This is a genomic window from Kitasatospora sp. NPDC127111, assembly GCF_042677465.1.
In the GTDB taxonomy this organism is placed as follows: Bacteria; Actinomycetota; Actinomycetes; order Streptomycetales; family Streptomycetaceae; genus Kitasatospora.
Genome location: NZ_JBHXTG010000038.1, coordinates 1 through 11,931, shown reverse-complemented (window position 1 = coordinate 11,931; position 11,931 = coordinate 1). Strand labels below are relative to the sequence as shown.

The 11,931-nt window shown below is 76.8% G+C and carries 10 protein-coding genes; 3 read left to right on the top strand and 7 right to left on the bottom strand.

Features of this window, described 5'->3' with window-relative positions; genetic code table 11:
- The first annotated feature begins 22 nt into the window (after positions 1-22).
- Positions 23-766, top strand: coding sequence for a class I SAM-dependent methyltransferase (locus tag ACFVHB_RS22535; RefSeq protein ID WP_380325006.1), 744 nt, complete (start codon positions 23-25; stop codon positions 764-766).
- Complete coding sequence (locus ACFVHB_RS22530) at positions 763-1,842, top strand: prenyltransferase (protein ID WP_380325003.1); 1,080 nt, start codon at positions 763-765, stop codon at positions 1,840-1,842. The genes ACFVHB_RS22535 and ACFVHB_RS22530 overlap by 4 nt, the downstream gene beginning before the upstream one ends.
- Positions 1,843-1,932: 90 nt before the next feature.
- On the opposite strand, the gene ACFVHB_RS22525 is transcribed toward ACFVHB_RS22530, so the two are convergent.
- The 4 genes from ACFVHB_RS22525 to ACFVHB_RS22510 form a co-directional block, all read right to left on the bottom strand.
- Complete coding sequence (locus ACFVHB_RS22525; protein WP_380325000.1) at positions 1,933-2,853, bottom strand: hypothetical protein; 921 nt, start codon at positions 2,851-2,853, stop codon at positions 1,933-1,935.
- A 232-nt stretch (positions 2,854-3,085) separates the two neighbouring features.
- A complete protein-coding gene (locus ACFVHB_RS22520; protein ID WP_380324997.1) occupies positions 3,086-4,174 on the bottom strand; it encodes an N-acetylmuramoyl-L-alanine amidase in 1,089 nt (362 codons plus the stop codon).
- A 7-nt stretch (positions 4,175-4,181) separates the two neighbouring features.
- Positions 4,182-5,495 (bottom strand): hypothetical protein, encoded by a 1,314-nt coding sequence (locus ACFVHB_RS22515; protein WP_380324994.1) that lies wholly within the window; start codon positions 5,493-5,495, stop codon positions 4,182-4,184.
- A 195-nt stretch (positions 5,496-5,690) separates the two neighbouring features.
- On the bottom strand, positions 5,691-6,344 hold the full coding sequence (locus ACFVHB_RS22510) for a class I SAM-dependent methyltransferase (RefSeq protein ID WP_380324991.1): 654 nt from the start codon (positions 6,342-6,344) through the stop codon (positions 5,691-5,693).
- Positions 6,345-6,608: 264 nt separating this feature from the next.
- On the opposite strand from ACFVHB_RS22510, the gene ACFVHB_RS22505 reads away from it, so the two are divergent.
- Positions 6,609-7,706 carry an alcohol dehydrogenase catalytic domain-containing protein gene (locus tag ACFVHB_RS22505; RefSeq protein ID WP_380324988.1) on the top strand — a complete coding sequence of 366 codons (1,098 nt, stop codon included), beginning with the start codon at positions 6,609-6,611 and terminating at the stop codon, positions 7,704-7,706.
- Positions 7,707-7,783: 77 nt separating this feature from the next.
- On the opposite strand, the gene ACFVHB_RS22500 is transcribed toward ACFVHB_RS22505, so the two are convergent.
- From ACFVHB_RS22500 to ACFVHB_RS22490, 3 genes are all read right to left on the bottom strand, one after another.
- Positions 7,784-7,957 carry a hypothetical protein gene (locus ACFVHB_RS22500; protein ID WP_380324985.1) on the bottom strand — a complete coding sequence of 58 codons (174 nt, stop codon included), beginning with the start codon at positions 7,955-7,957 and terminating at the stop codon, positions 7,784-7,786.
- A gap of 173 nt (positions 7,958-8,130) precedes the next feature.
- A complete protein-coding gene (locus ACFVHB_RS22495; RefSeq protein ID WP_380324983.1) occupies positions 8,131-9,810 on the bottom strand; it encodes an ATP-binding cassette domain-containing protein in 1,680 nt (559 codons plus the stop codon).
- A gap of 317 nt (positions 9,811-10,127) precedes the next feature.
- Positions 10,128-11,786: an ATP-binding cassette domain-containing protein gene (locus tag ACFVHB_RS22490; protein ID WP_380324981.1), complete on the bottom strand. Its 1,659-nt coding sequence runs from the start codon at positions 11,784-11,786 to the stop codon at positions 10,128-10,130.
- Between the last annotated feature and the right edge of the window lie 145 nt (positions 11,787-11,931).

Sequence of the window (11,931 nt, the reverse complement as noted above, 5' to 3'; positions counted from 1 at the left end):
CCAAAGGAATGGGAGCCCCGCAGTGCTGACCGTTGATTTCTCGCGCTTCCCGCTCGCCCCCGGCGACCGGGTGCTCGACCTGGGCTGCGGCGGGGGGCGGCACGCGTTCGAGTGCTACCGGCGCGGGGCCAACGTGATCGCCCTCGACCAGAACGCCGAGGAGATCGCCGAGGTCAGGAAGTGGTTCGCGGCCATGGAGCAGGCCGGCGAGGCGCCCGAGGGCGCGTCGGCGGTCGCCATGGAGGGCAACGCGCTGGCCCTGCCGTTCGAGGACGAGTACTTCGACAAGATCATCATCTCCGAGGTGATGGAGCACATCCCGGACGACAAGGGCGTGCTCAACGAGATGTTCCGGGTGCTCAAGCCCGGGGGCCTGCTGGCCGTCACCGTGCCGCGCTGGCTGCCCGAGAAGATCTGCTGGGCGCTGTCCGACGAGTACCACGAGGTCGAGGGCGGCCACATCCGGATCTACCGCGGCGACGAGCTGCTCGGCAAGCTCAAGGACGCCGGCCTGGAGCCGTACGGCACCCACCACGCGCACGCGCTGCACTCGCCGTACTGGTGGATCAAGTGCGCCGTCGGCGTGGACAACGACAAGGCGCTGCCGGTCAAGGCCTACCACCAGCTGCTGGTCTGGGACATCGTCGGCACCCCGGTGATCAGCTCCCTCACCAAGGCCGCCGAGAAGGCGCTCAACCCGGTCATCGGCAAGAGCTTCGTCGCCTACGCCTCCAAGCCCAACCGCGCCCCGGGCGGGGTGGCGTGACCGCCGCCGTCCCCGAGGTGCTGCTGCTGGACGGGGTGCTCGACGCCGAGCAGGCCGCCGGCACCGTCCGCAGCATCCTCGCCGAGCAGCAGCGCGACGGCGGAATACCCTGGTTCACCGGCCACCACCTCGACCCGTGGGACCACACCGAGGCCGCGATGGCCCTCGACACCGCCGGCGAGCACGCCGCCGCCGAGGCCGCCTACCGCTGGCTGGCGGACCACCAGAACCCGGACGGCTCCTGGTACGCGGCCTACACCTACGGGCCGGACGGCGGCGGTGCGCAGGTCTCCGACACGGCCAAGGAGACCAACTTCTGCGCGTACATCGCGGTCGGCGTCTGGCACCACCACCTCAGTACCGGTGACGACGCCTTCCTGGAGTGGATCTGGCCCGCGGTCAGGCGCGCCCTGGACTTCATCGTCGGCCTGCGGCTGTCCGGCGGTCCGATCTCCTGGCGGGTCGACGAGAACGGCGAGGCGCCCGACGAGGCGCTGCTCACCGGCTCGTCCAGCATCCTGCACGCGCTCCGCTGCGGCCTGGCCGTCGCCGACTACCTGGAGGAGCCGCAGCCCGACTGGGAGCTCGCGGCCGGCCGGCTGCGGCACGCCATCGCCCACCACCCCGAGCGGTTCCTCGACAAGGACCGCTACTCGATGGACTGGTACTACCCCGTCCTCGGCACCGCGCTGCGCGGCCGGGCCGCGCTGGACCGGATCGAACGGGACTGGGCCCGCTTCGTCGTCCCCGGCCTCGGCGTGCGCTGCGTCAGCGACCGGCCCTGGGTGACCGGCGGCGAGAGCGCCGAACTGGCCCTGGCCCTCTGGGCGGTCGGCGAGTCCGACCGCGCGGTGGACATCCTGCGCTGGATCCAGAAGCACCTGCGGCACGCCGACGGCTCGTACTGGACCGGGTACGTCTTCGAGGACGACGCCATCTGGCCGGAGGAGCGCACCACCTGGACGGCGGGCGCACTGCTGCTGGCCGTCGCCGCGCTCGGCGGCGACCCGGCCACCGTGGCGGTGTTCGGCGGCGACCAGCTGCCCACCGGGCTGGTGGTGCAGGACTGCTGCTGAGGGCGGCGGCCGCGGCGGGAACGCCGAAGGGGCGGGACCGGATGATCCGGTCCCGCCCCTTCGGCGTGGTGACGGGTCGTGACGGGCGGTTCAGCCGCGCTGGATGCCCGTGGTGTCGGCCAGCAGGCCCTGGGTGCCGTCCTGGAGCTGGGCGACGAGCGCGGCACCGCGCTGCTCGACCGCCAGGTACCAGGTGCCGGGGACCAGTTCGCCGACCGGGGCACCGGCCGGGTTGTCCTTCGGGGCCAGCTGACGCGGCGCCGGGACGGCGAACCAGAACGGCGCGAACTCGGCCGCCGGAGCCGCCGGGGCGGGCTGCGCCTGGGCCGGGGCCTGCGCGGCCTGCTGGGCGGCGGCCTGCTGGGCCGCGGCGTCCTGCGGCTGGCCGGGCTGCGGGGCCGGGTAGCCGTAGCCACCGGGCTGGCCGCCGAAGGCCGGCGACTGCGCCTGCATCGGGTCCTGACCGGGGGCCGGGTAGCCGTACTGGCCGGGCTGGCCGGGCTGGCCCGGCTGCGGGGCCGGGTAGCCGCCCGGGTAGCCGCCCTGCTGGACGGCCGGCTTGTCGGTGACCAGCGGCGCCTTCAGGGCGGGCACCAGCGGACCGGCCGCGGCGGCACCGGCGAGCACGATCAGCGCGATGACGGCGAGCCAGGCGCCGAAGCCGTGGTCCAGGCCCTTCGGGCCGCCGCCCAGGGACCAGATCGAGGTCCAGAGCGCGGCGACGGCGAACGCGATGCCCCACTGGTCCAGCCGCAGGCCGAGCACCTGACGGTTGGTCGCGGCCTCGCCCTGGAAGCGCTGCACCAGGATCAGGACGGCGGCGACGATGCCGAGCAGGAAGACCGAGGGCAGGATGGGGAACAGGTCGCTGTCCCACGCGTTCGTCGAGGTGTCGCCGCAGTACCTGCCGCTGCAGTCCACGGTCCAGTACGGCAGGAAGGAGGCGATGAAGAGCAGGACGGCCGCACCTGCGACGGCGGCGTCTCCCCTGGTGAGAGCGCGCAGATTCACTAACGTTCCCCTCGTTGGTGTGTCGTGGTCGGCGGTTTTGGGTGGTCGGCGTGACCGGCCCGGAAAACTCCGAACGGACCAGAAGCCTAGGGCCAACCGCCTCGCGGGTGCACGGCGGGCTCGGGAATGGGGCGAACTCGTTGCAAACCGCGCGGGTCCGACCCCTGCCGTCCCCCTGCTGGTCGGGCGGCCGCCCGGGGCCCGTTCGGCCGTTCGGCCCGGGGCGCCGCACCTACCGCGTGGTCAGGAACGCCGTCAGGGCGTCGGCGATCCCCTGGGCGGCCTGTTGGCGCCACTGAGGGTCCGTCATCCGCCGGGCGTCGGTCGAGTTGCGCATGTTACCGCACTCGATGAACACCTTCGGCACGGTCGAGAGGTTCAGCCCGCCGAGATCGGAGCGGGTGTCCAGCCCCTGACTCGCCGTGTAGTCGGCGTACGGCTCGCCGGTGGCCGCGTGGAAGCCGTCGCGCAGCAGCAGGCCGAGCCGGTTCGAGGGGGCGACGATCGCCGAGTTGTCCGCCTTCCCGGCGACCACCTTGGCGGGCATGATCACGTGGAACCCGCTGCCGCCGGCCGGGCCGCCGTCCGCGTGCACCGAGACCGCCGCGTCGGCGTGCGCCTCGTTGCCCGCCCGGGCGCGCTCGTCGATGCAGGGGCCCCAGGGCCGGTCGCCGTCCTGGACCAGCACCACCGTGGCGCCGCGGGCGGCGAGGATCTCCCGGGCCCGGCGGGAGACGTCCAGGGAGTAGTCGGCCTCGGTGTAGCCGGCGTTGGTGGACGTGCCGGTGGTGTCGCACTCCTTGCGGGCGTTGCCGATGTCGACCTGGCGGTTGATCTCGGTGGTGTGGCGGAAGTTGCCGGGGTTGTGGCCGGGGTCGAGCAGCACCGTCCGGCCGGCCAGGGCGGTGGAGGAGGGGGCCGCGGCCGTGGACGCGGCGCCGGCGGCCGCGGCCGGGGTGGCCGCCGGCGTCCCGGGGTCCGTGGTGGTCGGGGTGGTCGGGGTGGCCGCCGCTCCGGTCGTCGATCCGGCTGCGGGGCCGGTGGTGGCGCCGGCGGAGGGGCTGGTGGAAGGTCCGCCCGACGGACCGCCCGACGGACCGCCCGACGGACCGCCCGAGGGTCCCTCCGGCGGGGCGGCCGCGGTCGTGCCGTGGGCGGCGCTCGCTCGGTCACCGGCCTGGTCGTGGCCGCCGACGAACTGCCAGCCGAGCCAGCCGGCCAGGCAGAGCGGCACCAGCGCGCCCGCCACCGTGGTGGGGCGCGACAGGCGGGAGCGGCGGGGCGGTTCCTCGTGCGGGTGGCCGGGGGTGGTGCGGGTCACGGGTGGCTCAGATCCTGTCCTGGGTGCGCGCGGTCAGGCCGTACGCGTCGGCGATCGCCTTCCACTTTGTCACGAAGTCCTTCTTCGCCTGGGTGGCCTGCGGGTTGAGCTCGTCGGCGTGTTTCTTGTCGGTGGTGTTCGGGGCCGAGCCCGAGCAGCCCTGCGCGGACACCGCGCGCGCCCAGCTCGCGTACGCGCGGTCGATGTCGGCGGACAGCTGCCAGGCCGACTTCAGCGAGGCGACCGCGTCCGCGCCGCCGGGCAGGTCGGTGACGGACAGGGTGGCGAGCTTGGCGAGCAGCTGGTCGCGCTGCTTGGCGCCGCTGTCGAAGACCTGTGCCGCGCTGTCGATGTCGGCCTTCGCCGGGCAGCTGGTGACCTTGGCGACCGCGCTGCCGATCGGCGCCTTCGCGCTCTCGCCCTGGGTCAGCAGCTCGTCCAGCGCCTTGGCCTGCGCCTGGGCGTTGGGACCGCCCGCGGTGGCACCCGGGCTCGCGGAGGCCGACGGGGAGTCGGTGGCGGCCGGGCTCGCCGCACCGGCCGAACCGCTGGGCGGCGGGGCGGGCGGCGGGTTGCCGGAGGCGGGCGCGCCGGTGGACGCGGTGCCGGCGGACGGGGCCGGGGCGGCCTGGTCGGCGGTGTCGCCGTCGCCCTTCACCGCCCACAGGATGCCGCCGCCGAGCGCCAGGACGAAGAGCAGCGCGAAGGCGATCAGCAGCGGGGCGCGCTTGTTGCCGGGGCGGTCCTCGTCGTACAGGTCATCGTAGTTGCAGGCGTAGTCGGGCTGTCCGTACGGCTGCTGCCCGTAGGGCTGCTGGGAGTGGGGCTGCTGCCCGTGCGGCTGCTGGGGGTACGGGGGCTGCGGCGGGCCGGCGGGGGCCGGCGGGTACCCGTAGCCGGCGGGCTGGCCGGGGTACTGGCCCGGGCCCGGGTTCGGCGGGGCGGCGGGGCCCGGGAAGCCCGAGGCCGGCGGGGCGGTCGGCGGGGCGGCCGGCGGCTGCGGGGCGACGGCCGGGAAGGCGGGCGCGGTGGCGAGGTACGGGCGGGCCCCCAGCGGCGGGCCCTGGTCGCCGACGGCACCCGGCGCGGGCGGCTGCCGCATCGGCTGCACCGGCGCCTGCTGGGCGGTCTGGGGCGGGGCCGGCGGCTGCTGGGCGGGTGGCGGCGGCTGGGGGGCCCCGGCGGACGGGCCCGGCGGGGCGGCGGGGCCCTGGGCGGGCCCGGCGGCGGGCGGCTGCTGCGGGCCGCGGACCCAGCCGCCGGCGCCGCCGCGCGCGGTGGGGTCCCAGACCGCCGGAGCGGTGTTCTGCTGGTCCGTCATTGCGCTCTAGCCCCCACCGTGTGCCCGGATGCTCTGCCTGGTGCTGTGCCGATGTGCCGCTCTGCTACGCCGACGGCACCCGTCGGCGCCGCGCGGACACCGTACCCTTCGAACCCCCGCCCGACAGCCCCGGCACGACGTTAGAGCATCCGTGATCGCCCGTGGGGCGGGTCCGCGGATCCCGGCACCGGCGGCTCAGGCGGTGGTACGGCGCAGCACCCGCAGCGAACCGGTCACCGAGACCTCCTCGAACCCCTCGGCGAGCGCCCGCAGGTACACCCGGTACGGCGCCTGCCCGCCGTCCGCCGGATCGGGGAAGACGTCGTGCACCACCAGCAGCCCCTCGGGCGCCAGGTGCGGCACCCAGCCCTCGTAGTCCCCGGTCGCGTGCTCGTCGGTGTGGCCGCCGTCGATGAAGACCAGGCCGAGCCGTCCGCCCCACAGCGCCGCGATCTGCGGCGACCGGCCGACCAGGGCCACCACGTGCTCCTCCAGCCCGGCCGCGTGCAGCGTGCGGCGGAACCGCGGCAGCGTGTCCATCCGGCCCACCTCCGGGTCCACCAGCGTCGGGTCGTGGTACTCCCAGCCGGGCTGCTGCTCCTCGGATCCCCGGTGGTGGTCGACGGTCAGCGCCACCGTCCCGGTCTCCCGGGCGGCCGCCGCCAGCAGGATCGCCGAGCGCCCGCAGTACGTGCCGATCTCCAGCACCGGCAGCCCGGTCCGCCGCGCCGCCGTCACCGCCGCCGCGTACAGCGCCAGCCCCTCGTCCGCCGGCATGAACCCGGTCGCGTCCTCGAACGCCGCCAGCACCTCGGCCCCGGGGCGGGTCTCTTCCAGGAGGTCGGACATGTGCGGCTCCTTGCCGGGCAGTCGTTCGGTGGGTACTCGTTCGGTCGGTACTCCGTCGTGGGGTCGGACCCTACTCGACGGTACGTCCCGCCGCCCCACCCGCCCCGCGCCGGGCGCCCGGAGGCGGAACCGCAGGTGGGCCCGCCGCTGGCGCCGCGGGCGGGCCCGCGGCCGGTCCGCAGCTGGAACGTGTTCTAGTCCGGGTGGGCGGCCCGTGCCAGAATCGGCCCGACCACCGATCCGAGGGGAATCCGGAGCAGCTCCATGCGCGCAGCCATCCTGCACAAGACCGGCCAGGACACGCTCGACGTCCGCGACGACGTGGTGGCGGTCGGCTTCGGCCCCGGCAAGGTGAGGGTCCGCCTGCGGGCGGCCAGCCTCTGCCACTCCGACCTCTCGGCGATGAGCGGCGTCCTGCCGCAGCCCGCGCCGTTCGTGCCCGGCCACGAGGGCGCGGGCGACGTGCTGGAGGTCGGCGAGGGCGTGACCGGCGTCGCGGCCGGCGACCGGGTGGTGCTCTGCTGGATGGCGCCCTGCGGCCGCTGCGCCCACTGCGAGCGCGGCCGCGGCCACCTCTGCGTCTCCAGCCTGCGCCGGCTCGGCGCCCCGGGCTTCCGCTTCGGTGGCGACGGCGCGCCGGGCGGGGCGGTCGAGGCCTCCGGCTTCTACGGCACCGGCTCGTTCGCCGAGGAGGTGGTGGTCGACCAGGACGCCGTGATCAAGGTCCCGGCCGACCTCCCGTACGAGCTGGCCGCCCTGATCGGCTGCGGGGTCACCACCGGCGTCGGCGCCGCCGTCCACACGGCGCGGGTCGAGCCGGGGGCCTCGGTCGCGGTGATCGGCGCGGGCGGGGTGGGCGTCGCGACCGTGCAGGGCGCCCGGGTCTGCGGCGCGGGCCGGATCGCGGTGGTCGACCCGGTCGCCTCGCGGCGGGACCGGGCACTGGCCTTCGGCGCCACCGACGCGCTCGCCCCCGAGGAGCTGAAGGCCTTCGCGAAGGGCCTGCCGGGCGGCGGGTTCGACTACGTCTTCGAGGCGGTCGGACGGTCGGCCACCGTCCGCGCCGGGTACGACGCGGCGCGGCGCGGCGGCGCGGTGGTGGTGATCGGGGCCGGCGCCCAGGACGACCTCGCGCAGTTCAGCATGGGCGAGCTGTTCTTCAACGAGAAGCGGCTGCTGCCGTCGCTGTACGGCGGCGCCTCCGTGCCGCGCACCATCGCGCTGGTGGTGGACCTGTGGCGGGCCGGGCGGATCGACCTGGAGGGGATGGTCACCCACCGGGTCGGGCTGGCGGACGTCAACGAGGCGATCGCGCAGATGCGGGGCGGCGAGGCGCTGCGCACGGTCATGACCCTGGGCTGAGCGCGGCCGCGCCGTAGGAGAAGCAGCAGGGCCCGCCGGGTGCGCACCCGGCGGGCCCTGACACGTTCCGGCGGGGCTCAGCCCTGCGCGGCGGCGGCGCGGTGCCGGCCGTGCGGGTCGGCCTCGGGGCTGTCGTCGGCGGCGGAGCGACCGCGGTGGCGGCCGTGCGACGCGGTGTCCTCGGCCGTGGTCTCGTCGGCGTCGGTCCCGGTGGTCACGGGGCCGGTGGTGTCGGTGAGGGTGTCGGACATCAGAAATCGTCTTCCGTGCGAGGGTGCGGGTGCGTCGGCGCCTGGCGGGCGCCGCGGGTGTGGTCGGGCGCGTGACCGGCGTGACCGGAGCCCGTGGGCGGCGCCCGGAGCCGGTGATCACGGCCCGCGCCCCGGCCACCCTAACGGCCGGACGGGGCGAGATCCTATCGAGATCACGACGGCCGCCCGACGGCCGGCGCGGCACCGCGAACTCCGGCGGACCCGAGCCAGTGGCCCACCAGCTCCCGGTAGAGCGGCGACAGCACCTGCAGGTCACCGTGGCGGGCGAGCACCCCGCGGCCGCCGTCCAGCAGCAGGACGCGGTCGGCCCGCAGCGCCGAACCGATCCGGTGCGCCACCACGACGAGCACCCCGGGACGGGCGGCGAAGGCCCGCTCGACCCGGTCCTCGGCGGTGGCGTCCAGGTGGCAGGTGGCCTCGTCCAGCACCACGACGGGGGCGGGCGACAGGTAGGTCCGCACCAGGGCCAGGAGTTGGCGCTCGCCCGCCGAGAGTGCCGCCGGGCCGGTGAGCACGCCGTCCAGGCCGCCGAGCCGGGCGACGAGGTCGTCCGCGCCCAGGACGGCGACGGCACGGGCGATGCGGGCCTCGGCGGCGGTGCCGGGCCAGCACAGGTTGGCGCGGACCGAACCCGGGAACACGTACGCCTCCTGGGGCAACAGGGCCACCAGGCGGGCGCGTTCGGGACCGGGGAGGAGGTGCGGGCGGACACCGTCGACGGTCACCTCGCCGTCGAGCGGGGCCAGCAGGCCGGCCAACAGCGCGGCGAGGGTGGACTTTCCGGTGCCGCTCGGGCCGACCACGGCCAGGTGCTCGCCCGGGGCGGTGGTCAGGTCGAGGCCGGCGAGGACCGGGTCGGCGTCCGGGCCGTGGGCGTGACGGAGGGCGGTGACGCGGAGGGTGGGGGCGGGTGCGGTCCCGGCGGCGGGTTCGGGTTCCGCCTCGGGTTCCGCCTCGGGTTCCGCGTTGGGCAAGGGCTCGCGGGACGTGGTGGCGAGACGGTCGAGGACGACGGTCAGGTTGAGCAGCCAGCCGCCGACCGTGCCGGCCAAGGTCCGGACCGCGGGATCGAGTTGCTGGACCAGGTAGGTGGCCACGCCGAGCAGTTCGCCGGCCGTCAGGCCGCCGTCGGCGAGCAGCCGGGGCGCCGCCGCGACCACCGCCAGCACCGGCAGCCGGCCACCGGACGCGACCACCAGCGAGCGGAGCGCGGCGGCCCGGCCGAGTGCCCGGGAGGCGGCGGCGCTGTCCCCGGCGGTGGCGGCGAGCGACTCCGCCGTCCGCTGCCCGGCGCCGGTGGCCTGGATGTCGCGCAGCCCGTGGAGTGCCCGTCCGGCCTCGGCGGCGAGGTGTTCCTCGGCGAGCACGACGGCGCGGCGCCGCTCGACCAGCGGGCGGAGCAGTCGGGCGAACAGCAGGCCGGCGACCAGCAGCGGGACGAGGGCCACCGGCAGGACGACGGGCGCGAGCAGGGTGAGACCGGCCAGCGCGGCGACCAGCGTCACCCCGACCCCGCGCAGCGTGCGCAGCAGGGTGGCGGTCAACTGCCGTGCGGACTCGACCTGTTCGGTCAGCCGGGCGACCTCGGCCGGGTCGGGGTCCGGCCGGGCGAGCGCGGCGCGGACGACGCGCGCCACCAGGGCGTCCCGGAGCGGCTCGACCACGGCCGCCAGGTGCGGGAACCCGGCCCGCGCCGCGTACGCGCGCACGGCGGTCGCCGCTCCGAAGCCGGCCAGCCAGGCCACCCCGACCCCCGGCCGCCCGGCCAGGAACCCCCGGTCCACGGCGGCCGACACCAGCAGCCCCGACAGCAGCGCCGGGAGCGCCTCCACCGCGGACCAGGCGAGCAGCCGCCACAACGCGCCTCGGGTCGCGGCGAGTCGGGAGGCGAGCAGCGCCCACCCGGGGGAGTGGTGGCGCGCGAGAAGTCGGCGGGCCCGACTTCTCGCGTGGCGGGACCGGGAGGGGCGGAGCGCGGACGCCGCACGGGCGGTGCCGGGCGGCGGCACGGGAAGCCGGACGGGCCGGTCTCCGGCGTTCGCCGCGCCGACGGGTGGGGTCGGGGCCCGGCGGACGCCCTCGGGCGCGGGCGGCCGCACCGGAAGTCGGACGGGCCGACTTTCCGTGCGCGGGGTGCGGTGGCGGCCCATCAGGTGGCGGCCGTTTCGAGGGTGGCGCCGGCGAGGGTGGCGCGGTAGCCGGGGTCGGCGAGCAGGGTGGTGTGCGGGGCGAGGGCGCGCAGGCGGCCGGCGTCGAGCCAGGCGACCAGGTCGGCGCGGGCGGCCGCGGCCTCGCGGTGGGCGACCACCAGCCGGGTGCGCCCGTGGGTGGCCCGGTCGAGGGCCTCGGTGACCTGGTACTCGGTGGCCAGGTCCAGCCCCGAGGTGGCGTCGTCCAACACCATCACCCGGGCCGGTCGCGCCAACAGCCGTGCCAGCCCGAGGCGTTGCAGTTCGCCGCCGGAGAGCCGGAGCCCGTCCAGCGGGGTGTCCCACCCGGCGGGCAGCCGACGCAGGAAGCCGTCCGCCCGGGCGGCGCCCGCGGCTTCGGGACCGGCGCCGTCCAGTGCCTCGCGCACCGTCCGGCCGACCAGGACCGGCCGTTCGAAGGCGTAGCCGACGGCGCGGCGCAGCTCGGACGCGGTCAGCCGGTCGACCGGGACGCCGTCGATCAGCACCCGGCCCTCGTCCGGGTCGCGCAGCCGGCCCGGCAGGGCGGCCACCAGCGACTTGCCGCACCCGGAGCGGCCGACCAGCGCGACCGTGCGGCCTCCCGGCACGGTGAGGTCGAGCGGTCCGAGCAGCACCCGGTCGCCGTCGCGCACCACCACGCCCTGGAAGGCGAGTTCACCCGGACCGCCCTCCGGCAGTACGGCCGTGCCACCCGCCGCGGGCGGCAGGGCCAGCACCTCGTCCACCCGGGCCCGCCCGGCCCGTGCGTGGGCCACCCCGACCAGCGCCTCGACCTGCTCGAACAGTCCGGCTCCGAGCGCCGCCCAGCCGGCCGCGGCGGCGAGTGCGCCGGGCGCCAGGGTGCCCGCCGCCACCAGGGCGCCGGCGGTGGCCAGGACCGCCACCTCGACCAGCGCGATCAGCAGCGTGGCCTGCCAGGCCGTCCGCCGCTGCGCGGCCCAGAGCGCGTGCCCGGCGGCCGAGAGCGCGGGCAACGGCTCCAGGACGCGGGCCGTCTCGTGCCGTTCGGCGCCGGCCGCGTGGATGCTGCGCAGCCCGGCGAGTGCGCCGGTGAGCCGGGCGGCGAGGTCGGCCTGGACCTCCTGGTAGCGGGCGAAGACCTGCCCGGCCTCCCGCAGGAAGAGCCGGATCAGCACCACCCCGGGCACCACCCCGGCGAAGAAGGCGAGCGCCAGCCACGGCGAGAGCAGCCCCAGCCCGACGATCGCGCCGATCGAGCCGAGCAGCGCGGTGGCCGCCCCGAGGACGGCGGGCAGCCGGCCGCCCGCGTCGGCGGCGGAGCCGGTCAGCCGCGCCGCGAGGTCGCCGGGCGGCGGACCGCCGCGCCACAGCCGGCCGCCGGGGCCGAGGGCGAGCAGGTGACGCACCAGCCTCCCGCGCAGGGCGGCGGTGGCCTCGGCCGCGCAGGCCGGGCCGGCCGCGGCGGCGAGCGCGTCGGCTCCGGCGGTGATGCCGAGGACGAGGGCGAGCAGGGCGAACGCGGAGTGCCCGGCGTCCCGGTCGAGCGCGGCGTCGACGGCCCCGGCGAGCGCCGCTGGCAGGGCGAGGGTGCCGGCGGACCCGGTGGGCAGGGCGACGGCCAGGGCGAGGGTCCAGCCGGTGGGGCGGCGGGGCATGGGGAGGGCTCCCGTCGGACGGGGAACGGAGAACGCGGTAACGGCGAGCGCGGACGGGGAACGGCGAGCGCGGAAGGGCGGAAGCCCGGCAGGGCGGCGGCAAAGGCGGGCGCCGTTCCCGCCCATACCCGAAGGGGGCCACGGC